Origin of the sequence: Enterobacter cloacae complex sp. 342H5 (assembly GCF_050030905.1) — a bacterium.
GTDB classification, from domain to species: Bacteria; Pseudomonadota; Gammaproteobacteria; order Enterobacterales; family Enterobacteriaceae; genus Enterobacter; species Enterobacter intestinihominis.
Window position 1 is genome coordinate 2639969 of sequence record NZ_JBLGVB010000001.1, and the last position, 23044, is coordinate 2663012.

The 23044-nt window shown below is 57.4% G+C and carries 16 protein-coding genes and 1 pseudogene; 6 read left to right on the forward strand and 11 right to left on the reverse strand.

What is annotated here, in order from left to right:
- Positions 1 to 73: 73 nt before the first annotated feature.
- The 9 genes from tssC to ACQG03_RS12685 form a co-directional block, all read right to left on the reverse strand.
- Positions 74 to 1573, reverse strand: a complete 1500-nt coding sequence (gene tssC, locus ACQG03_RS12645; protein WP_006810956.1) for a type VI secretion system contractile sheath large subunit — start codon at positions 1571 to 1573, stop codon at positions 74 to 76.
- Positions 1574 to 1576: 3 nt separating this feature from the next.
- Positions 1577 to 2101, reverse strand: a complete 525-nt coding sequence (tssB, locus tag ACQG03_RS12650; protein ID WP_022648413.1) for a type VI secretion system contractile sheath small subunit — start codon at positions 2099 to 2101, stop codon at positions 1577 to 1579.
- A 75-nt stretch (positions 2102 to 2176) separates the two neighbouring features.
- Positions 2177 to 3193 (reverse strand): type VI secretion system protein TssA, encoded by a 1017-nt coding sequence (gene tssA / locus ACQG03_RS12655; protein WP_063162952.1) that lies wholly within the window; start codon positions 3191 to 3193, stop codon positions 2177 to 2179.
- Between the two features lie 11 nt (positions 3194 to 3204).
- Positions 3205 to 3921, reverse strand: a complete 717-nt coding sequence (tagF, locus tag ACQG03_RS12660; RefSeq protein WP_006810959.1) for a type VI secretion system-associated protein TagF — start codon at positions 3919 to 3921, stop codon at positions 3205 to 3207.
- Between the two features lie 16 nt (positions 3922 to 3937).
- A complete protein-coding gene (tssM, locus tag ACQG03_RS12665) occupies positions 3938 to 7558 on the reverse strand; it encodes a type VI secretion system membrane subunit TssM (protein ID WP_063162951.1) in 3621 nt (1206 codons plus the stop codon).
- Positions 7559 to 7560: 2 nt separating this feature from the next.
- Positions 7561 to 8799, reverse strand: a complete 1239-nt coding sequence (locus ACQG03_RS12670; RefSeq protein WP_023300334.1) for a DotU family type VI secretion system protein — start codon at positions 8797 to 8799, stop codon at positions 7561 to 7563.
- A gap of 17 nt (positions 8800 to 8816) precedes the next feature.
- A complete protein-coding gene (gene tssK, locus ACQG03_RS12675; protein WP_023300335.1) occupies positions 8817 to 10160 on the reverse strand; it encodes a type VI secretion system baseplate subunit TssK in 1344 nt (447 codons plus the stop codon).
- Between the two features lie 28 nt (positions 10161 to 10188).
- Complete coding sequence (gene tssJ / locus ACQG03_RS12680; protein WP_022648418.1) at positions 10189 to 10692, reverse strand: type VI secretion system lipoprotein TssJ; 504 nt, start codon at positions 10690 to 10692, stop codon at positions 10189 to 10191.
- 23 nt (positions 10693 to 10715) lie between these two features.
- Entirely contained in the window at positions 10716 to 11210 is a 495-nt protein-coding gene (locus ACQG03_RS12685; RefSeq protein ID WP_023300336.1) for a hypothetical protein, read from the reverse strand.
- Positions 11211 to 12139: 929 nt separating this feature from the next.
- On the opposite strand from ACQG03_RS12685, the gene ACQG03_RS12690 reads away from it, so the two are divergent.
- The 3 genes from ACQG03_RS12690 (at position 12140) to ACQG03_RS12700 (ending at position 16105) form a co-directional block, all read left to right on the forward strand.
- A complete protein-coding gene (locus tag ACQG03_RS12690) occupies positions 12140 to 13120 on the forward strand; it encodes a GlxA family transcriptional regulator (RefSeq protein ID WP_023300337.1) in 981 nt (326 codons plus the stop codon).
- Positions 13121 to 13198: 78 nt separating this feature from the next.
- Positions 13199 to 14209, forward strand: a complete 1011-nt coding sequence (gene gap, locus ACQG03_RS12695) for a type I glyceraldehyde-3-phosphate dehydrogenase (RefSeq protein WP_023300338.1) — start codon at positions 13199 to 13201, stop codon at positions 14207 to 14209.
- A gap of 213 nt (positions 14210 to 14422) precedes the next feature.
- Positions 14423 to 16105, forward strand: coding sequence for an alpha,alpha-trehalase (locus ACQG03_RS12700; RefSeq protein ID WP_045623225.1), 1683 nt, complete (start codon positions 14423 to 14425; stop codon positions 16103 to 16105).
- Positions 16106 to 16556: 451 nt separating this feature from the next.
- On the opposite strand, the gene ACQG03_RS12705 is transcribed toward ACQG03_RS12700, so the two are convergent.
- Positions 16557 to 18659, reverse strand: coding sequence for a TonB-dependent siderophore receptor (locus ACQG03_RS12705; RefSeq protein ID WP_063162950.1), 2103 nt, complete (start codon positions 18657 to 18659; stop codon positions 16557 to 16559).
- 160 nt (positions 18660 to 18819) lie between these two features.
- Between ACQG03_RS12705 and ycgR the strand changes: the two genes are divergently transcribed.
- Positions 18820 to 19551 (forward strand): flagellar brake protein YcgR, encoded by a 732-nt coding sequence (gene ycgR, locus ACQG03_RS12710; RefSeq protein ID WP_022648423.1) that lies wholly within the window; start codon positions 18820 to 18822, stop codon positions 19549 to 19551.
- A 37-nt stretch (positions 19552 to 19588) separates the two neighbouring features.
- Here the strand turns inward: ycgR and emtA are convergent, their stop codons facing one another.
- Positions 19589 to 20200 carry a membrane-bound lytic murein transglycosylase EmtA gene (gene emtA, locus ACQG03_RS12715; protein WP_022648424.1) on the reverse strand — a complete coding sequence of 204 codons (612 nt, stop codon included), beginning with the start codon at positions 20198 to 20200 and terminating at the stop codon, positions 19589 to 19591.
- Between the two features lie 107 nt (positions 20201 to 20307).
- Between emtA and ldcA the strand changes: the two genes are divergently transcribed.
- Both ldcA and ACQG03_RS12725 read left to right on the forward strand, forming a co-directional pair.
- On the forward strand, positions 20308 to 21222 hold the full coding sequence (gene ldcA / locus ACQG03_RS12720) for a muramoyltetrapeptide carboxypeptidase (protein ID WP_063150099.1): 915 nt from the start codon (positions 20308 to 20310) through the stop codon (positions 21220 to 21222).
- Positions 21223 to 21319: 97 nt separating this feature from the next.
- Positions 21320 to 22987: pseudogene (locus tag ACQG03_RS12725) on the forward strand (potassium/proton antiporter); the annotation flags it as partial.
- Between the last annotated feature and the right edge of the window lie 57 nt (positions 22988 to 23044).

Genomic DNA, 23044 nt, shown 5'->3' on the forward strand with positions numbered 1-23044 from the left:
TCCTTATTCACTGACAGAAACAAGCTAAGCTCTTCCGCTCAAATTGCCGGCCCCTTCGGGCCGGCAATCATCATTACGCGTCCTTCGTCTTCAGCGACGGCAGTTTAGATACCAGACGCAGGGAAACGGTCAGGCCTTCCAGCTGGTAGTGTGGACGCAGGAAGAACTTCGCGGCGTAGTAGCCCGGGTTGTCTTCAATTTCCTGCACCTGCACTTCCGCAGCCGCCAGCGGTTTGCGGGACTTAGTTTCCTGGGAGGAGTTAGCCGGGTCGCCGTCCACGTAATTCATCACCCAGTCGTTCAGCCAGCGTTCCATCTCTTCGCGCTCGCGGAAGGAGCCGATTTTGTCGCGCACGATGCACTTCAGGTAGTGAGCAAAACGACAGCAGGCGAACAGGTAAGGCAGACGGGAGGCCAGACGCGCGTTAGCGGTGGCATCCGGGTCGTGATACTCGGCCGGTTTTTGCAGGGACTGCGCGCCGATGAAGGCGGCGAAGTCGGAGTTTTTGCGGTGAACCAGCGGCATAAAGCCGTTTTTCGCCAGCTCGGCTTCACGACGATCGCTGATGGCGATCTCGGTCGGGCATTTCATGTCCACGCCGCCGTCATCGCTCGGGAAGGTGTGGCACGGCAGGTTTTCCACCGCCCCGCCGGACTCCACGCCGCGAATCGAGGTGCACCAGCCGTACTCTTTGAAGGAACGGTTGATGTTGGCGGCCATCGCGTAAGCCGCGTTCGCCCAGGAGTAGCTGTTGTGGTTCGCGCCGTCGGTCTGCTCTTCAAAGTCAAAGCTGTCGACCGGATTGGTGCGAATGCCGTACGGCAGACGCGACAGGAAGCGCGGCATGACCAGGCCCAGATAACGGGCATCTTCCGATTCACGCAGTGAACGCCAGGCGGCGTATTCGGTGTTCTGAAAGATTTTTGTCAGGTCGCGCGGGTTAGCCAGCTCCTGCCAGGACTCCATCTGCATCACGCCCGGCGCGGTGCCGGTAATGAACGGACAGTGGGCCGCAGAGCCGATGCGCGCCATCTCGCCCAGCAGCTCAACGTCCTGCGGGCTGTGGTCGAAGTAGTAGTCGCCTACGATGCAGCCAAACGGCTCGCCACCGAACTGGCCGTACTCCTGCTCGTAGATTTTCTTGAAGATCGGGCTCTGGTCCCAGCCCACGCCCTTGTAGCGCTTCAGGGTGCGGCCCAGCTCCTGCTTGGAGATGCTCATAAAGCGGATCTTCAGCATCTCGTCGGTTTCGGTGTTGTTCACCAGATAGCTCAGCCCGCGCCAGGCGCTCTCCAGCTTCTGGAACTCCTCGTGGTGAATGATCTGGTTCACCTGCTGTGAAAGCTGCTCGTCAATACCGGCAATCAGGTTCTGAATGGTGCGGTAGGTATCGTTTGAAAAGGTCACGGTGTTTTCCAGCGCCTGCTGCGCCAGGGTTTTTACCGCGCTTTCTACGGCAGAGCGCGCCTGATCGGTTTTCGGGCGGAACTCTTTATTCAGCAGCGCGCTGAACTCGTCCTGGCTGAAGGCCTGGCCCGCCTGCTGATCGTGTTGTTGGGTCTGGTTGCTCATCGATTATTCCTCGCTACCTTTTGCACTTTCGTCATTTTTTGGCATCTGGCTCAGGGATTTGAGCAGCGTCGGATCCTGAAGGATTTTTGCAATCAGCTCTTCCGCGCCGTTTTTGCCATCCATGTAGGTCAGCAGGTTAGAGAGCTGGGTGCGCGCTTCCAGCAGCTTGTTCAGCGGCTCTACTTTGCGGGCTACCGCGTCCGGCAGGAAGTCGTCCATACTGTCAAAGGTCAGATCGACGTTGAGCTTACCTTCGCCGGTCAGGGTGTTATCCACCTGGAACGCCACGCGCGGCTTCAGCGCCTTCATGCGTTCGTCGAAGTTGTCGATGTCGATTTCAAGGAACTTACGCTCGTCGACGGCTGGCAGGTTTTCCACCGGCTTGCCAACCAGATCGGCCATAACGCCCATCACAAACGGCAGCTGAATTTTGCGTTCTGCGCCGTAGATCTCTACGTCGTATTCGATCTGCACGCGGGGAGCACGGTTGCGTGCGATGAATTTCTGTCCACTGTTACTCATTGCCATGATGTTCTCCATCAAAGATGCGCGGTGAAGGTGAAACGGCAGACTCCATGCCTGTCGTCATAATGCCAGGACGCGTCATTCGCGGCGTCCAAAGATGTTTTCCAGTTGGTTAACGCCGTCTGGCGCCAGGTCGCGAATAATGTCCATAAAGTTGAGTTCAGACAGCCGCTGCACCCGTTCAATCATCAGCGGTGCGGGGTGGCTGGGTTCGTACTTCGCAAAATACTGTTTCGCTTTTTCCAGCATCAGCTGCGCGTCGGCGCGGCTGGTCACCTGCACGCTGCGCCAGTCCGTCACCTGCTGAACGGGCGACGCGGTCACCGGCTGCGGCTCGGCGTGCTGCTCAGCCTGCGCGTCACGGTTCGGCAGCAACTTGCTGATATCGGTCACCTGACAGGCGCTCGAAACTTGCCCGACGGTTTTCAGCAGCTGTTCCATCTCCGGTACGCCACTTTCCCCGAGATAGCCGGTAAGCAGTTCACGGATGGCGAGCAGGCGTTCGTTGATCACGATTACCGCTTCGGTGCCTGGCTGATCGCCCCGGGCCAGCTCATCGATCAGTCGTGGACGACCGCCCGGATAATCCGGACACTCTGTTTTACTGCCATCAAGCAGCGCCTGGGCGTCACGGAGCGAAATCTCATCGCCGTTAGAGCGGAGCAGTGAGGCGTTACGCACCGCGACCGTCAGGTCAGATTTATCGCTCAGCCCGGCGAGGGCGTTAATGCGGTAGAACGGATCGGTTTCGCCATACTCTTCCAGCAGCGGGTAAAGTTGCTCCCAGTAACGGGACAGGGCTTCCTGCACCAGCAGTAGCCCGTCGGCGTAACCTGCCAGCCCGCGACGACGCGTCCAGGCATGGGTTAACGCCAGCATGACGCGAAGATCTTTGGTGCGGCCCAGCAGGCTGGTGGCGAGTTTTTCCACCGTGTTCCAGTCGGCAGGCTCTGCCGGAATGATGGTGTCGCCAAACTGCTGTTCGGCTTTGCCCTGACTGGCCTGCCCCATGGCCTGGAAATCAGCGTCGTACTCCAGGTTTTCACCGCAGGGGTTATCGGGGCTTATCGGCGCGAGAAATTCATCGATATTCATAAGATCCCTGCTTATTCAAACATAGGCGGGTAAAGACCGTGGCGGCCCGGACGGGCGCCGCCTGCCGGATCGAACAGCAGCGTAAAGAGCTGCCCGGTGAAGTTTCCGCTGTGGACGTGGGTGTAAAGCGGATAGCCGTCGCAGCGGTTTGTCCACCAGTAGCTGGTCTGGCGCAGCGGATCAAAACACTCCGCCGCCTGCGGCCAGCCCAGCGTGCTCTGACCCTCGTCGTCATAGCCAATCACGTCGAGAATGTCGGAACGCTTTTGCGGCTCAACCGGCTGGGGCGCCGGGATGGTCATCAGCATTTCATCCAGCTGGGAGGCAGAATAGCTGTTACGCACCGCGTGCAGCCCCAGACGGCCAAGCTGCTGGTACCAGCTTTCAGCCTGCCCGAGCAGACGGGATGACCACTCGGCCGGGGTGAAGCTCAGTTGCAGGCATACCGGATAGTGACGGCCTACGCTGTCACGGCCCGGTAGCAGGCAGCCCATCTGAATCATCTGGCTACCAAGCATCGGCGGGACGACAAAGTTCCACACCGGGGCTTTAGAAAACGGGCGCTCACCGCTGCGCTGCTCTTCCTGTTGCCAGGCCAGCAGGCCGACCTGAAACCAGTGCGACCACTGGCGTTGCAGGGTATCCGGAAAGCGACGCTGCAAAAAATCTCCGGCGCTGGGTAATTTGCCATACCAGCTATAACGGTTCATCGCAGGGGTATTCGTCATACGGCTGTCCTTGCGGTTATGGGCATGAGAAACGGGGAAGCTGGAACGGGTTACGGATGCTGTTCGGGGCAAACTCCAGCGTGACCTGATGTCCGTCGACGTTGAAGGTGGCCTGACGGCTCAGGCTACCCGCGCCAGGGCTGGTGCGCGCCTTGTCGAAAAAGCGGTTCAGCGCCCAGGAACCGTTAGTCACCAGCGTTGCGGTGCTGCCATTGGCCAGACCGAGCTGCATACGCACCTGGTTCGTCCCGCCCGGCCCCGGCCAGGTCATGATCTGCACCGCCTGCGGACCGTGGCTGTAGCGCAGCAGTTGGCCGTCCACGTCCAGCGTCAGGTTCAGAATGGTATTGTCCATACGCACGGTGCGCACCGTCACCTTGAAGGATGGCGTGGTCGCGCCGTTTGCGAAGAAGGCATCGCGGACAGACTGCGCCTGCTGGAACGGACGCAGCAGCCCTTCACTGCCCGGCAGCGTTTTACCGTCGATGCCCGGCATAAAGCGCCAGTTCGCCTGGGTGGTGTCCACCTTGTTGGTCAGGTTGTCGCGGAAAAAGGTGTCCATCAGTCCGGTGCCCGGCGCGAACATGCGGGCGAGATCGTCCGGCGTCACCTCGGTGCTGGCGCTGCGCACCAGCGGATAACGCCCGGCAATCGCCTGACGGCAGAACCCACCCACTTCCACGTTAATGCGCTTACGCACGTTCTCCAGATCGCGACGCTGAGTGTCGCTGCTGGCGCCGACGGCCATATTGCTGAACATGGTTTGCAGCCCGCCCGGCAGACGTCCCGCGCTGGCTTGCAGGCGGCTAATTGCATCGCCGCCCGGCGCGGGCATACCGCTGTTGGCTGCATCCTGAACGGCGGTCAGGTAGCGATAAAGCTCGTCAACCTGCTTAAGAAAATCATCAAAGACGATGGTCTTGCCGCCCTTCTCCAGCGGCTGCGCCAGCTCAATCATCGGCGCATAGTGGTCGGTCACCAGTTGCTCAGGCGCCTGCGTCACAACCGCGCCCTGCGTCGGGGCATTGTCACCGTTGCTGAACAGCGCTTCCAGCGTGCGGGTGGCGCGGTTGCTTTGGTCTTCCGCTTTCTGCGCATCTTCCGGCGCAGGCGCAGTGCGCGACAGGGTCAGCACCTTGCTCAGGTTAAGTACCAGACGGCGCAGCGGCGAATTGGTGCCTGAAAGCAGGCGCGCGGTGTTGATACGCTGGGAAAGATCGGCGCTGTTGTTGAGCTGAATGTCAGCGAGAAAGCGATCCCAGTTAACGATAAAGTCGCGCATGTAGAGCTGACGCACGGCGTTGTCGATCTGCTGTTTATCTTCCTGGGCAGTGGTCGCTCCCAGTACCCAGGCATCGTCCTCGTGCAGGGCAGTGGTCACGCTGTCGATCTGGTCGTTGAAGCTTTTCCAGTAGCCGTCCGGCGTGTAGAGGCCCGGTACGCCCTCACTCACCGGCTTGCCGCTTTTGCGCGAAAACACCAGCTCGCTCTGCGGGCCGCCGAGATCAGAAAGCGAAACCGGCTTCAGGTTTTCATCATGCTCCAGCAGACGTTTCAGGCGGCCATATACGCGTGTTGAGAGCGGCTGCTGGTTGATAAGCGCCCTTTCACGTGCCACCAGATCCTCATCCTGCGCATACGGTGAAGCCTGAATTTTTGGCTCCAGCAACTGGGTCAGGTGCCATTCCAGCTCCTGAAGCTGCGCCTGCGTCACGTTCTGCGGCAGGTTGCGTTGCAGGTTGAGCATTACCCACGAGTGCAGGAATTTGCCGTCATAGTGCTTCGGCTGGTAGAGCATCTGATAGGCTTTCAGCGCCTCATAGCTGTATTCCACGTCGCTGCCGTTGTCGTTGCGCAGCCAGGTGGTAATGTGCATCGCCACGGCAGGCAGCAGCATCTGATCCAGCGCCTTCTGATACAGAGACTGCGAGGCATCGCTGACGTCATCCCCGCGATAAAGCCCCATGCGGCGGGATACCGGCGGGTCGTTAACGTCGAAGGCATCGCTTTTCGGCAGATCCACCAGGCTGTTAAGCAGCGGCAGAAGCGCAAACAGATCGCGCTGGGGCTGGTTTTGCAGCGCCTTGCTCTGCTGCTCCAGCATCGGCACTTTTGCGTCCACTTCTTCCAGATAGGCTTTATTTTTGGCGTAGCTGGTCAGCCACAGGCCACCCAGGATCACCAGCAGGGCCAGCAGCGCCGCGTAGCCGGACCACATCACGGCGCGGTTGCGAAGCTCCCACCAGCGGTTTTCCCCGGCGATGCCCGCTTCCTGGAAAATCACGTTTTGCAGCAGGTTCTTAATGAAGAAGCTTTGACCCTTCGCGCCCGGGATCGGCGCCTCTTTGCTCACCGAATCCCAGCGCGTGCTTTCCTCCCCTTCAGGTAAGGAGAGCGCGCGGTTCAGCTCGCCCATCACGCGGTCAAACGGCATCCCTTCCTGGGTGCCGCTGGCGAAGTAGATGCCGCGCGGCGAAAATTCGGTTTCGAAGTTTGAGCGGGCAAAGACCGTGCTCAGGTAGTCTGCCAGCAGCGGACGCAGCGCGGCGAACTCCTGCGGGAAGAGATAGGCTTCCGCACGGGTTTTGGCGTCATGCTCTTTGAGCATGGTTTCCGGAAGGCCAGCATCCAGACGCTGTTGCAGCAGGGAAAATTCCTGCTGGAAGTTGCCCATCAGGTCGTAATCGGCGTGTTTGGTCTGCTCCCACGGCAGCGTAAAGCCCCAGATCTGATCGCGCTGGGCTTTGTCGTAATCCGCAAACCAGGCGCGGAAGCCTTTAAGCAGATCCGCTTTGGTCACCATCACATACACCGGGAAGCGAATACCCAGCTGTTCATGCAGCTCGGAGAGACGCTGGCGCAGGTTGACCGCCTGCTGGCGGGAGGCCTCAGCGGACTGCGAAAGCAGGTCGGAAATGCTGATGGTGATAATCACGCCGTTGATGGGCTGGCGACGGCGGTATTTACGCAGCAGGTTGATAAATTCCAGCCACTCCCCGGCGTCCTGAACCTGCTCGCTCTCCTGAGTGGTGTAGCGCCCCGCGGTATCCAGCAGAACCGCCTCGTTGGTAAACCACCAGTCACAGTTGCGCGTGCCGCCAATGCCGCGCAGCGCGGTTTTACCGAAGCGGTCCGCCAGCGGGAATTGCAGCCCGGAGTTGGCCAGCGCGGTGGTTTTACCTGAACCCGGCGCGCCAATAATGACGTACCACGGCAGCTGATAGAGGTACTGCGTACTGAAGCGCTGCGTCCACTGCGCGCAATGTCCCGCTTTGCTGAAGTGGGCTTTTTTCAGCATCTGGGCGGCTTCATCGAAACGCCCGGCAAGGATCTGCTCCTCGCTGTTCAGACGTTTCTGCGGATCGGCCGCCTCCGGGCTGGTGGTATTTTCGTTAAGCTTGTCCATCAGCTTACGGTTCAGCCAGGCGTTATACAGCCGCGGCAGAATGTGGCTCTGGGCCCAAATCAGGTAGACCACCGCAATGCTGATGACGCGGTTCTGCTCTGATTCAAGGGGCCGGGTGTCCACGATGGACAACAGCGGGCCAATCATCCAGATGACCGCCGCGAGTGCCGTTACGCCCAGGAAGCTCCACAGAATGCGATTGGTCAGTATAGAAAGTAGAGTAGTCAGCATCCTTAGTTTCCTTGCGGCAATCCGTTCAGCTCGGCCTGGGTATTGTCAGGCGATACCAGCAGCGTAATCTCCACGCGGCGGTTACGGGCGCGATTTTCAGGCGTCGTGTTAGGCGCTACCGGGTTGATCTCGCCCCGCCCTTCGGCTTTGACGCGCTCAGGCTGCGAGAGGCTACCCTGGAGCTGTTTTTGCACCGAACGGGCGCGCTCAAGCGAGAGTTCATAGTTGGAGGCGAAGCGTGCGCTGCGGATCGGCACGTTGTCGCTGTACCCCACCACCAGAATTTTGCCGCTGACGTTATTCATCGCCTGGGCGATGCGGTCGATGACCGGCTCATAGCGATCGCGCACCACCGTTGAGGCCGAGGCAAAGAGTCCGTCCCCTTTCAGGATCACCACGCTGCGATCCGCCTCATCCTTAACGGCCACCAGACCGGCATCAATTTCCGGTTTCAGGAAGCCGCGCAGGTTCAGTACCGCCGGCAGCTGGCGCGCAGGTTGCTGGATCGTGGTTTCCGGCAGTTGGGACTGGTAAATTTTCGCCAGCACCGGGCTGGTGTTATCACCGAGACGCCAGTTCAGCACGATATAGAACAGGCAGGCGATAAAGCCGACCAGCGCCACGCACGCCCAGAGTGGAATCATCGGCCGCCAGAGCTTGCGCAAAACGGGGCGATCTTCCGGGTGCGGCGAGAGCGGCGGCGGGTAGCTGCCGCGAACGCCACGGATCATCTGCCACAGGCGCTGTTTGATGGTTTCAAGCTGGGTCCGGCCATTGTCCAGCACGCGGTAGCGGCCTTCAAAGCCGAGCAGCAGACAGTAGTTGATCATCTCCAGCAGCAGAATGTGTTCGCGCGGATTCTGCGAAAGACGTGCCAGCAGCTGGAAAAACTTCTCGCCACCCCAGGTTTCGTTATGAAACGTCACCAGCAGACCATTGCTTGACCAGACGCCGCTGCTTCCCCAGGGGGTCAGAGCGGCGGCTTCGTCCAGCGCCGTGCAGAGGCAGTAGCGCGCGCCGACAATCACTTCATATGGTAAGCCCGCCTGCTGGCATCGCACCTCGAAACGGCGAATTTCGTCAATCAGGCGCTGGCGCAGCCCGACCTGATCGTCGTGGGAAACCGAATGACGGATTTGCGGAATCGCATTGAGCAGCGGATTGGCGGCCGCCACCAGCTGATTGTTCCCACTGGCTCCGGTAAACAGGGCATCACTGCCGGTATCCTGTCGTTCCTGCATATTAAGCGCTCGCTTTATTATTCTGTCGGGCTACGGATGGCCCAGAACTCCATATCGAGACCCGGGAATTCCCCTGCGAGATGCAGCGCGAATGCCCCAGACTTGTCCATCTCGTGCCACAGTTCGCTGCCCCTCTCGAGCTCGAAATAGCTGTAGCCTGCATGCCACGGGATCTGCGGCGGCGCGACGGGCATTGCCCGAAGCATGATGCCCGGCAGCTGGAGCTGAACCAGATCGCGAATTTTCGAGACTGGCGCAACCTTCATCTGGGCAGGGAAATGGGTTTGCAGGTGTTCGCCGGGGACATTGGCTTTTACCGCCAGCACGAAGCCAAATTCGCGGACCATGCTGGTCTCCGGCACGGTGGCGATGTTAAGACCGTGAGAGCGTTCGTGCAGCGGCAGCTGGATGGCATGATCTTCCATGACCAGCGACAGCCCCTGACGCAGCATCAGCATCATTTTGCCGAAGCAAAGGGCGAGATCGTCATGGTCGTATACCGGCAGTACGCTCTCTGCGGTACGCTGCGGCGTCCAGGTGGCGAGTTCCGTGGCAAACGGCAGCCAGCTTCGCCAGAGCGCTTCAGGGTGAAGCAGCGGCAGCGTTTTTAAATGTGAGATGTCGCCAAGGTGGCGGTTGATCAGCGAAAGAAGCGTGAACTCAACCATCTCGGACGTATTGAAACGCCCCGGCTGGCGCAGGCGGCCGCCGATCTGCTGGCTACGCTGCACCAGCAGGCCGTGCAGGTCATTGATCATGCCGTACAGCTGCGGGCTGTTATTGGCGTTTAGCATTGGTGGGATGTAGCTGTTATCCAGCCGCACGTGGTTGTCGTTGCGCTTTTCAGCGACGCACGCCACGCCGATGGCGGTCCATTCTGCCGTCAGATCTTTCTCCAGCATCAGGGTCAGACGCAGGCGGCCAAACTGAACCGTCGCTTCCCCGACCGACATGGCGTTGTCGTCTTCTACCTCTTGTTCAAACGTAATAAAACGCGCCAGAGAAGAGTGCTCCTCGCTGAAAATCACCTCTTCACGTCCACCGCGACGAACCGGCAGCGCAAGCACCACCTTTTCATTGGTAAGATTATCGGGGATTTTTAGCGGGGCCGGACCGTTGCGGTCGCTGCGCACCTGGAAAAAGGTGCCGTCAGGGAGCAAACCGCTACAGTAGCTCAGGGCAATACAGCCCTGGCGAAGCATCGCTTCATCCAGCTCAAGGTCGAGAAAGCCCCAGAGATACGAACGCTGCAAGGCCCCCCACTCACGAACGTGGTTGAGGAGGTAACTTTCTGTCCGCTGAAAATGGTGGGGACGCAGGAACATGCCCTCGGTCCAGACGACCTTTTCTGCTTTCGTCATGATGATCTCTTTCCTGTTATGAAGGGCGTTACTGGCTGATGACCCGGATACCATTTACGTCAAGGAAGACGCTGGCCTGGAGTTCATCTGCGGACCATTTCCAGAACTGGTAAATCGCGTTTTCGCCGGGAACAGGCAAAGGAAGTGAGACGCGCCATTTTTTGCCGTCCAGTGCCTGGTATTCCGCCATTACGCCGATATAGCGCGCTTCCGGTGAGCTTTGACCGCTCAGGGTTTTCGAAAGCTGGCCCGGCATCAGGAAGAACACATCGCTGTTCAGCAGATTCGCGCCAAGCGTGGCTGACGCGTTGTTCTGTAAGGAGTAGAAGTCGCTGGACATGAAATCCGCATCGGATTTCAGCAGCAATACTCTGACCTTAAGCGGTGCAGAATCATTGATTTGAGGATGAGCCTGAAACTGAAGATTGTAGCGGGAGGGGTCGCTGTGTGAAGACGACGTACAACCACCGATCAGCGCGAGAATCAACGCAAAAAAAGGGAACCACATCCGATGGAAATTTTTATTATTCATAAAAATATGCTCGTGAAACCCGTTTAGTTCAGGATCCAGGTACCGTTCGCGCTGTCTTTGCAGGCTTTGCTGTTGCCATCGACATCAACACAGGTGGTTTTCTTGCGCGCTTTAGGGCGCAGTGCCTGTTTACGCACGGTGGCTTCGTACTGGTCGGCCTTGATCACGGCACGCATCGGCACGTAACCAATCAGCTGTTCACTCCCATCATCGGCCAGCGCCATCCAGAAATGTTCAACCTGCCCAAGCACGACGTAAGTTTTTCCGGTCTCAAGCGTACGGATCACTTTTCCACCGTAGTCAGGACGGCTCATCAGGGATGCCGGGTACATAGCACGATACGGTTCATTCACCTGAGTGAACTCCGCCGGAGGGGTAACAGCGTGACGGTGCGTCAGCGTGATGCCATTAACCTGGCTGGTCACAATCGTATCATCGGTGATCGCTGGTTTTTGCGGCGCCTTACAGCCCGCCACCGCCATAACAAACAGAAGTGATAACAATACACGCAGTTTCATATGCTTTTCCGTAGCGATATTTAGAGGATGAAGAGAGGGGATAAAATTTGACTTAGGTGCTATTGTTAAAAATAGTCAGGTTTTTCCGGGGCGTTACTATTATTTGGGCATAGCTACCGCACGAGCCTTCGAGAATAAGGCCCAGCGTAATCCTGACATATTTTGACAAACGGTAAACAAGTTTACATGAGCTTATCACCTTTTCAATATTTCCTTTTTCGCTACTGCTGATTCATGAGGCATTCGCCTCACTCTGAGATTAATCTGAAAAATAGAGAAGTCATGCAATTAACTGATTTAAAGACAAAAAAATCCAAAAGAGAACCATTATCACTAACGTAATACCACTATTCCTGCCACTACCATAATTAGTAGAACGGAGAATTTTTCAGTTGCATATGAATATATCTCACACGAATTATTTGTTGTATCGATAGCAAATCGTCAATACTCAGGGCCATGTCCCATCAAATTAAGAAAACACAGTAAGGGTGAAAAAATTAATTTCACGCCGCAAATTAACTTTATGCTCTCCCCCTTCTTAAGATAATTTTCTCTCGTCTGGGCCGTACAAATAATTAAGCCTGACTACAATCTTGCTCGCCAAGGCATTGCTCAAAATATAACCCACCCTTTCCAGGTAATTAATAAAGACGCTGCTTTCGACAGGCGAACTTCAATTGGCATTTTACCGTCACTACACTATTGCTTGCTTTCCACCACTCCGTCGATTTATTACAAACATGATGAAAATTTGTTATGAGTTCTTTGCTTTCCCGCACCATAGCTTACAGGGCGAGCGGTAAAAACAGGTTAAGTGGGTATCAAAATATGTGCCGTTGCCGGCATCGGGGTTGACCAGAACCGTGCTCGGTAACTGTCAACGTCCTCCACTTGACTTATATTGTAAGAAAGGTACTTTTCAGGACATGAAGAAGATCCTGATAATCGTTCCTGATGGTGGCATGTTGTTTGAAGCCGCCGGTATAGCCGACATTCTGATGCAGGCCAACCGTCTGCACCCTGACGGTCTGGCGCAGCCCCGCTACCGCATCATTATTGCCACTACCCAGCCTCACCTGGTGATCCATGGCCAGTCCGGCTTAAATCTGCTGGCGGACTATCGCCTGCCGGAGCTGGATCCGCGCGAGCCGCTGGACACGATTATCATCACCGGCCGTGGCATGAATGAGCAGGAAAGCACTGCGGTGGTGGACTGGCTGCACCTGGCCGCGCCGCATGCGCGACGCGTCGCCTCTGTCTGCGGCGGGGCCCTGCTGCTGGCACAGGCCGGACTTCTCGATGGGCGCCGGGCAACGACCCACTGGCGGCTTCTGGAAACGTTGAAAACCCGCTATCCTGCGGTCAACGTTGAGGGCGGCCCGCTCTATGTTCAGGATGGTCCCGTCTGGACATCCGGCGGCGTCAGTTCCGGGTTTGATCTGACGCTGGCGCTGGTGGAGGATGATTACGGCTTCACCCTCGCCCGCAACGTGGCGCAGGATATGGTGATGTACCTGCGCCGGCCTGGCGGCCAGCTACAGTTCAGCCGCTATAATCTGGAGCAGTCCGGCGCGACCGGACCGGTTAGCGAACTGCAAAGCTGGATCCTGCAAAACCTCACCGCAGATTTGTGCGTCGAAAGGCTGGCCGAACGGGTCGCCATGAGTCCGCGCAATTTCACCCGCGTGTTCACGCGTGACGTCGGTGTACCTCCGGCCCGTTATGTCACCGAAGCGCGCCTGGCCGCCGCACGACAGCTTCTGGAGCAGACCCCGTATCCGCTTGAGGTCATTGCCGAAAAAAGCGGGTTTGGGACTAGCATCAACCTGCGCCGCGTTTTTGAAAAGCAGCTTCATCTCACGCCGGGGGAATATCGCCAGCGCTTCCACTGCCGCAGAATGGCGTAATCTGATCCTTTTTTGTCATTTACGCCAACCGACCTGACACCTACAGTAACTCCAGACAACACAGATAAGGAGTGCATCATGGTTAAGGTCGGTATTAACGGTTTCGGCCGTATCGGACGTAATGTCCTGCGCGCGGCGCTGGGCAATCCGGATCTCCAGATTGTGGCCATTAACGATCTGACGGACAGTAAAACCCTCGCCCATCTGCTGAAATATGACTCTCTGCTCGGCATGCTACCGGTACCTGTGGAAGCGGCGGACGGCGCGCTACAGGTTGACGGGCAACGCATCACCGTATTCAGTGAACGCGACCCGGCAAACATTCCGTGGAAAGACGCTGACGTTGAGGTGGTAATCGAAGCCACCGGTTTCTTCACCGAACGTGATAAAGCGGCGGTGCATATCACGAGCGGCGGCGCAAAACGCGTCATTATTTCCGCCCCGGCTAAAAATGATGATCTTACGGTGGTAATGGGCGTGAACCACACGCTGTACGATCCGGCCCAGCATTTTGTGGTCAGTAACGGGAGTTGCACCACTAACGGTCTGGCGCCAGCGGCGCAGGTGCTGCACCAGCAGTTTGGCATTGAACACGGGCTGATGAACACCACGCATGCCTACACCAACAGCCAGGCGCTGCATGACCAGCCAGAAAAAGATCTGCGCGGCGCGCGTGCGGCAGCATTATCGATTGTGCCTTATTCCAGCGGCGCGGCAAAAGCGCTCGGGAAAGTAATCCCCGAACTGGACGGTAAACTCACCGGGTATTCCCTGCGCGTGCCGGTGCCAGTGGTGTCGATTGTCGATCTGACGGTGACGCTGAGCCGCAACGTGACCGCCGAAGAGGTGAATGACGCGTTCCGTCAGGCTGCCGGTAGCGGGCCGCTGAAAGGCATCCTGGGCTACAGCGATGAACCGCTTGTCTCCAGTGATTATCAGGGCGACCCGCGCTCATCCATTATCGACGGGCTTTCAACGCTGGTGATTGGCGGGAATATGGTGAAGATCCTGTCGTGGTATGACAACGAGTGGGGCTTCTCAAACCGTCTGGTGGATTTGGCGGTGCTGATGGATAAAAAAGGGTTGTAGGGCTTAAGCCGGGTGGCATGAAGCTTACCCGGCTTTTCCGTGGTGTGGTTAAAAATTAAGCAATCCAACCCTGGTGTAGTGAAAGCGCACCCGAATTTTCTGGTTATGCGAAAAATGGGACATTCACCACGCGAAGTTATCGATATTCGTCTAAGGTTTTCAGGTAATTGACAACAGCGGTCACGCTGCTCAGCGAAGACAGGAGACGAACCGATGATAAGACCTCGCGCACGACGCCCCGCTTTTTTACCCCTTGCGTTGGCAGGCGCACTACTCGGTGTTACCGCATTTGGTTATGCTGAAGACCAGCCAACGAGCCAGCAAAGCTCACCTGATATTCTTCTTGGCCCCCTCTTTAATGACGTTCAGAGCGCCAAACTGTTCCCGGATCAGAAAACCTTCGCGGATGCCGTTCCCAAAAGCGACCCGCTGATGATCCTGGCGGATTACCGGATGCAGCATACCCAGTCCGGTTTTGACCTGCGTCACTTCGTGGAGATGAACTTTATCCTGCCGAAGGAGGGTGAGAAATATGTTCCCCCTGAGGGCCAGAGCCTGCGGGAACACATAGACGATCTGTGGCCTGTGCTGACTCGCACCACCGACAAAGCGAACAAATGGGACTCCCTCCTGCCTCTGCCAAAACCCTATGTCGTGCCGGGAGGACGATTCCGCGAAGTCTATTACTGGGACAGCTATTTCACCATGCTGGGGCTGGCCGAGAGCGGCCACTGGGATAAGATCGGCGACATGGTGGACAACTTCGCATACGAGCTTGATACCTGGGGCCATATCCCTAACGGTAACCGCAGTTACTACCTGAGCCGCTCTCAGCCGCCTTTCTTTTCTTTGATGGTGGAACTGTTGGCCACGCATGACAGCGACGCGTTGAAGAAATACCGTCCGCAGATGGAGAAGGAGTATGCCTACTGGATGGAGGGGGCTGATGGGCTCCAGCCTGGTCAGGCAAACAAACGCGTAGTGAAGCTGGATGACGGCTCCCTCCTCAACCGCTACTGGGACGATCTGGACACGCCACGCCCTGAGTCGTGGCTGGATGACGTGACCACCGCCAAAAATAACCCTAACCGTCCGGCCACCGAGATTTACCGTGATCTGCGCTCTGCCGCGGCCTCGGGCTGGGATTTCAGCTCCCGCTGGATGGACGATCCCCAGAAGCTGGGTACCATCCGCACCACCAGCATCGTGCCGGTGGATCTGAATGCGCTGATGTTTAAGATGGAAAAACTGCTGGCCCGTGCCAGCCAGGAAGACGGGGATACCGCAAGTGCAAGTAAATATGACGCGCTGGCCTCCGCACGTCAGAAAGCCATGGAGAGCCACCTGTGGAACGATAAAGAGGGCTGGTATGCGGATTACGATCTGAAAACCAGGAAGGTGCGTAATCAGCTGACTGCCGCGGCCCTCTTCCCGCTGTATGTGAAGGCCGCATCACAGGATCGCGCCGATAAAGTGGCCGCAGCCGCATCGTCGCGCCTGCTGAAACCGGGCGGTATTTCTACCACCACCATCAACAGCGGGCAGCAGTGGGATGCGCCGAACGGCTGGGCGCCGTTGCAGTGGGTAGCGGTGGAAGGGTTGCAGAACTATGGTCAGCAGAAAGTGGCGATGGACGTGACCTGGCGTTTCCTGAAAAACGTTCAGCATACCTACGATCGCGAGAAGAAACTGGTTGAGAAGTACGATGTCTCTTCGACAGGTACCGGCGGTGGCGGCGGTGAGTATCCGTTGCAGGACGGTTTCGGCTGGAGTAACGGTGTGACGCTCAGGATGCTGGACATGGTCTGCCCGAAAGAGAAGCCGTGCGACAGCGTACCGGAGAATCAGTCTGCGGCAAACGATGATGTTGCACCTGCTAAACAGGCGGCGCAGTAGCGCCCCTCACCCTAACCCTCTCCCCAAAGGGGCGAGGGTTCCCCAGTGATTTCAAAGCAGAAGCAATAACGCTGCCTTCAGAATAACTGAGAGCTTTCAGCGATGACCTGGTCCGGCTGTAAATCGCTGAGGCGTTTCCTGAAGGCCGGGGCGAGGCGCAGGGATGCGCCGAGAGGGCGGCTTTACAGGGACGTTGCCTCCGCCCGTACCCGATAAGCCGGAAGGAATAAGCCGAGGGCACCGCGAAGCGGCGATTTACCGCCGGGAGCCCGGGTCGCCAGGGTGGTGGCGACTGAGCCACCCTGGCACGTTCACCGGTCATGTCGTTACAGAGTAGCAAGGAACATAAAGTGAACGGAATGACCACCACCGCCGTATGTTCCCCTCACCCTAACCCTCTCCCCGGAGGGGCGAGGGGACTGTTCAGTGCGGTAGCGCCACCGGGCTTTTTTCAGAAGCTGTAGTTCGCCCCGACCTGGAAGGTGCGGTCGCGGCCTATCCAGCAGTTGGTCGCGTCATAGCAGGTGAGCGTCTCTTTGTTGGTGACGTTCTGCGCGCTCGCTTTCAGCGTCAGCCCCTCCAGCGATGGCGCCAGTTCGCCCATGCGGTAAGATGCCGCCAGATCGTACTGCGTCGTACCGCCCAGCTTGCCTGCATCATTGGCTGGCGAGATCTCCATCGGCCCGGTGTAGCGTGCACCAGCCCCCAGCGCTAACCCTCTCAGCGGCGTGCTGTCAAAGGTGTAATCTCCCCACAGATTAAAGGCGTTCTCAGGGACCTGCGTCGGTCGTTTGCCCTGGTACTTGTCATCTTCGGTATTGATGGCGTGGGTGTAGGCATAATTGGCAATCAGCGTCAGGTTATCCGTTGGACGACTAATAGCGGAAAGCTCCGCGCCTTTCGATTCCACTTCCCCGGTCTGTCGGTAGTTGAGGAAGCCCGGATCGCTGGTCACCACATTTTTCTGACGAATGTTAAACACCGAGGCGGTGAAGGTAGTTGCATATTCCGCCAGCAGATATTTCACCCCACCCTCCACCTGCTTACTGGTGGTGGGCTTAACGTCTTTCGCGGTCAGCGTACCCTGCGGCGATACCGGTGCGAAACCTTCCGAATAGCTGATAAACGGCGAGAGACCATTGTCGAAGGCATAAAGCGCGCCCAGTCGTTTGGTGAGGCGATCCTGCGATACCCAGGCTTTGTCACCGTTTTGCAGATAGTTGGTGGTGACGGAACGGTAGTCGTCATAGCGCAGGCTGGCCAGCACGTTCAGCCCGCCAAACGCAATCTGATCCTGGAGGTAATAGCCATTCTGCTGATAGCTGAGACGGTTTTTCTGCGCGGTGTAAAGCCCCAGCGCATCGTTATCGATCTGCGAGTGATCCGGATTGCGCATATCGATACCCGGTGTGGACGAGGCGTAACGATAATGGAAGTGAGAGTTCAGCTTCTGGTAGTCAAAGCCCGCCAGCAGATGATGTTGCCAGTCCCCCAGCGCGACGGTTCGGGTAACCTGGTTATCAATGTTGAAGCTCTGCAAATCTTCATCCGTGGTATAGGCGAAGCGGTTAAGCTGGTAGACCTCGCTGCCCGTCCCGGTGGAATAGGCGCTGCGCTGGTGGGTATCCACGTCAAAGTAGCGCGCTTTCTGGTTAAAGCCCCAGCCACTGTCAAACTCATGCTCAAAGCTGTAGCCCAGCATCCACTGGCGCTGTTTGAAGCCGCTCCACTCATCCCCGGCATAGTCACGACGATCGGCGTATTTAGACCGCAGATAGCTTAGCGGCATCGGATCAGACGGCGTCAGGCTCGGCGTATTTTGCGCCAGCGCGTCAATGGTCAGGCGCGTTTTGTCATCCGGCTGCCAGGTCACGGAGGGGGCCACCAGATAGTTTTCATAGCGCGTGGTGTGCGCCTGTTCGTCACTTTCCGTTGCTTTGCCCAGCAGACGATAGTTCCAGTCGCTGTTCGCGATCTGCCCCGTGGAATCCAGGTACCCCTCTTTCAGATTGCGGTTTCCGGTATTAAAGCCCAGTTCCGTTTTCGCCTCTTTCTGCGGCTTTTTACTCTGAATATTGACCAGCCCACCCGGGGAGCCGCCGCCATACAGCACGGATGACGGCCCCTTCAGGATATCGACGCTCTCAATCAGCAGCGGATCGATTCGCGCTTTGGTGTTCCCGGTGACGTTATAGGGAAGTTGCAGGCCGTTGTAGAACTCCTGATCAACGTTGAACCCGCGGATTTTGTACTCGCTCATGTAAGAGGTGCTCCCGCGCACCTCCGTGGAAACGCCCGGCGCATAGCGCAGGATCTCGTTTACCGAACTGGCGTGCCGCTGCTCAATCTCTTTAGCGGCGATGGTGTTGATCACCTGCGGCGTTTTACTTTCCGCGACGGCTGATTTCGTGGCGCTATTGGTCCAGGCAGGGAGCGCGCTGCCCTGCTCTGTACCGGTTACCACGATGTTGGGTTCTTCTGCGAAAGCCTGTGTCTGCAATGCCAGCGTGACGGCGCCTGCCAACGCGCATAACGCAAAACGTGAGGTGCTCATAGTGTCGTCTTATTATTAGATGATATTGGGAACGACAATTATTATCATTTTTATTACCAAATCAATATCAGCGGAGAAAAACAGATCGTTTGTATTAAGTTTCATGCCAGCGTGCCGATAACCCAGAGACAGTCTGTCATCTATCGAGGAGCCATCTGGCGTGAGTAGCTACAGTGAGCAGTTCCTGAAACAAAATCCGCTGGCTGTATTAGGGGTGTTACGCGACCTGAAAAAGGGCGAGGTGCCGCTGCGCATCAACTGGTCAACCAGCCAGTTTATCAGCAAGATCCTGGACGTGACGGCAGAACACCTGATCGTGGATCTGGGTAGCCAGAGCGATGAAAACCGTGCCGCGCTACAGGCAGAAAACCTCTCGGTGATGGCCGAAACGCAGGGGGCTAAAGTCGAGTTTATACTGCCTCGCCTGACCACGATCGTGTACCAGGGTTTGCCTGCGTTTATCACCCCCCTGCCCGCTAATCTCTGGTTCGTGCAGCGCCGCGAGTATTTTCGCATCAGCGCCCCGCTTCACCCGGCCTACTTCTGTAAGGCGAAAATGCCGGACAAAAAAGAGATCCGCTTTCGTCTCTTCGACCTGTCGCTGGGCGGCATGGGAGCGTTGATGGATATGCCGAAGCCGGAAGGGCTGGTGGAAGGTATGCGTTTTAGTCAGATCGAGCTGGATATGGGCGGATGGGGACGCTTCTGGTTTGACGCCCAGCTGATTGCCATCAGCGAGCGCAAGGTGGTGGACGGCAAAAACGAAACCATTACCACGCCGCGACTGAGTTTTCGCTTTCTGAATGTCGGGCCAGGCGCCGAGCGCGAACTACAGCGCATCATTTTTTCACTGGAGCGTGAAGCGCGGGAACGCGCGAATAAAGTGCGCTGAAAGGCGTCGGGCAGCGTGCTGCCGCCCGACAAAGACGTTACATGGCGTCCATTGCTTTCTGTACTTTCCAGATATAACGTGGAGCCTGTGCTGACGGATGATTCTTCACAACGTGTTCGAAGAATTCATCTTTATCCATATCGTTAATCTCTTCTATCGCCTCTTTGCGATCGGATGAGAAGGTTCGGAGGAGCGCGCCAGCTCCGTTAACGTACGACACCACCAGCGCATATTGCATCACTTCCGGATCGTCAATCCCCTTCAGAATGCCATGCTCCAGAATGCTCAGGTAAGCGGTTCCCATAGAGATATTACGTTCCGGGTTTTTCAGCTCGCTGGTGGATGGCTGTCCCTTCCAGCCCATGTAGCGATAGACCTCTCTTCCCGCCGTAGAGGCTTTTAACTGCATCAGCCCCACCGCATTCGATTTACTCACCAGCGTCGGGTTACCGCCGGACTCCACGGCGATGATCGCGGTGATCAGGCGCGGGCTCACGCCCCAGGCCTTCCCGGCTTGTTCGCTGATCGGCATCCACTGCATGGCCCGCTTTACCGGGACTTCAGGATTCCAGGGGGGATTTTTATAATCATGTTTTGAACTACAGCCAGCGAGCAACACAATCAAAAAAGCAAACCATCTCAATTTCACGTCATCTATCCTTATAGCCGGTCATCGCGGTACGTCGCCCCTTGAAGCAGGCGGCGTATAAGCGGCATGATATAGACAATTAGATTCTCATTCAGCAAGGAATTGCCATGCCTCAGTTTCATCTCATCGCACCGTCGGGCTACTGCATCAACCAGGAGGCGGCACAGCGGGGCGTTCAGCGCCTGCTGGAAATGGGCCATCAGGTAGAAAATCAGACAATTATCCCCCGCCGCATGCAGCGTTTTGCCGGTACGGAGGCGCAGAGACTGAGCGATATCAACAGCCTGGCGACGCTGGAAGGTGAAAACACTATTGTGCTGGCCGTGCGCGGCGGCTATGGCGCAAGCCGACTGCTGGAGAGCATCGACTGGGCCGGGCTGGCCGCACGCCAGCAGCAGGATCCGCTGTTAATCTGCGGACACAGCGATTTCACGGCGATCCAGCTCGGCCTGCTGGCGTTGCATAACGTCATTACCTTTAGCGGCCCGATGCTGGCCGGCAACTTTGGTGCGCCGGAGCTGGATGCGTTTACGCAGGACCATTTCTGGCGCGCCCTGCAAAACCCGACGTTTACCGTCGAGTGGCAAGGCAACGGACCGCACTGGGAATGTGAAGGGCAGCTGTGGGGCGGAAACCTCGCGATGCTGGTATCGCTGATTGGGACACCGTGGCTGCCGCAGATCGAGGACGGCATTCTGGTGCTGGAAGATATCAACGAACACCCGTTCCGCGTCGAACGCATGCTGTTACAGCTTTATCACGCCGGGATCCTGGATCGGCAGTCGGCCATTGTGCTGGGCAGTTTCAGCGGGTCAGCCCCCAACGATTACGACGCGGGCTACACGCTGGAGACGATGGTCGATTTCATTCGTTCCCGGCTGGATATTCCGGTGATCGCCGGTCTGAATTTCGGCCATGAGCAGCAAACCGTTACCTTGCCACTGGGTGCCCGGGCGCACCTTGCACACGGTAATTCAGGCAGTCGGTTAACAATCAGCGGTCATCCGGTCTTAAAGGCATAAAAAAGCCGTTATTCCCCCTCAATAAAACGCAGATACAGTTGTTAATATGTTAGGGTTTTAATAACAGCGTTCACATTGAGGTGGGAGTAAGACGACATTGAGTGCCACAGCGATAATCAGTCTTTTCATTCTGGGTTCCATCCTGGTAACCTTCAGCATTTTATTAAGTTCATTTTCATCGCGCCTTGGCATACCTATTCTTGTCATTTTCCTGGCTATCGGCATGCTGGCGGGGGTTGACGGAATCGGCGGTATCCCCTTCGATAATTACCCTTTCGCCTATATGGTAAGTAACCTCGCGCTGGCGGTGATCTTGCTGGACGGCGGCATGCGCACCCAGGCAAGTTCGTTTCGCGTTGCCTTAGGCCCGGCGCTGTCTCTGGCTACCGTCGGCGTGCTAATCACCTCCGGCCTGACCGGTATGATGGCAGCCTGGCTGTTTAACCTCGATATGATGGAAGGCCTGCTTATTGGCGCGATTGTCGGCTCTACCGATGCGGCGGCGGTGTTCTCGCTGCTCGGCGGCAAGGGGCTGAACGAGCGCGTTGGCTCCACGCTTGAGATTGAATCCGGCAGCAACGATCCGATGGCGGTGTTCCTGACCATCACCCTGATTGAGATGATCCAGCAGCACGAAACTGGCCTGAGCTGGATGTTCGCCTGGCACATCCTCCAGCAGTTTGGCCTCGGGATTATCATTGGTCTCGGCGGCGGTTACCTGTTACAGCAGACAATCAACCGTATTACGCTGCCTTCCGGCCTTTACCCGCTGCTGGCCCTGAGCGGCGGGATCCTGATCTTTGCCGTCACCACCGCGCTGGACGGCAGCGGTATTCTGGCGGTTTACCTCTGTGGATTCCTGCTGGGCAACCGACCGATTCGTAACCGTTATGCGATACTGCAAAACTTTGACGGGCTGGCCTGGCTGGCACAGATCGCCATGTTCCTGGTGCTGGGCCTGCTGGTGACGCCTTCCGACCTGCTGCCTATCGTCGTGCCAGCGCTGCTTTTGTCGGCCTGGATGATCTTCATCGCCCGTCCGCTGTCGGTGTTTGCCGGGCTGCTGCCGTTCCGCGGGTTTAACCTGCGTGAGCGGATATTTATCAGTTGGGTGGGGCTGCGCGGCGCGGTGCCGATTATCCTGGCGGTTTTCCCGATGATGGCCGGGCTGGACAACGCTCGTCTGTTCTTCAACGTCGCCTTCTTCGTGGTGCTGGTATCGCTGCTGTTCCAGGGGACGTCGCTGGGCTGGGCGGCGAAAAAAGCCAAAGTGGTGGTACCGCCCGTTGGCTGGCCGGTCTCCCGCGTGGGGCTGGATATTCACCCAGACAACCCGTGGGAACAGTTTGTCTATCAGCTAAGCGCCGATAAGTGGTGCGTGGGTGCTTCGCTACGCGATCTGCATATGCCCGCTGAAACGCGTATTGCCGCCCTGTTCCGGGATAACGCCCTGCTTCACCCGACCGGCAGCACGCGGCTGCGAGAGAACGATATCCTCTGCGTGATTGGCCGCGAGCGCGACCTGCCTGCCCTTGGCAAGCTGTTCAGCCAGTCGCCCCCGGTGGCGCTGGATCAGCGTTTCTTCGGCGATTTTATCCTCGAAGCCAGCGCCCGCTTTGCGGATGTGGCGCTGATTTATGGCCTGGAGGGAGGACTGGAGAATCGCGATAACCAGCAAACACTGGGCGAGATTATTCAGCAATTATTAGGGGCTGCACCGGTCGTCGGTGACCAGGTGGAGTTTGCCGGGATGGTCTGGACGGTGGCCGAGAAAGAGGATAACGCGGTGCGCAAAGTCGGCGTAAGGCCGATGGAGGAGGAG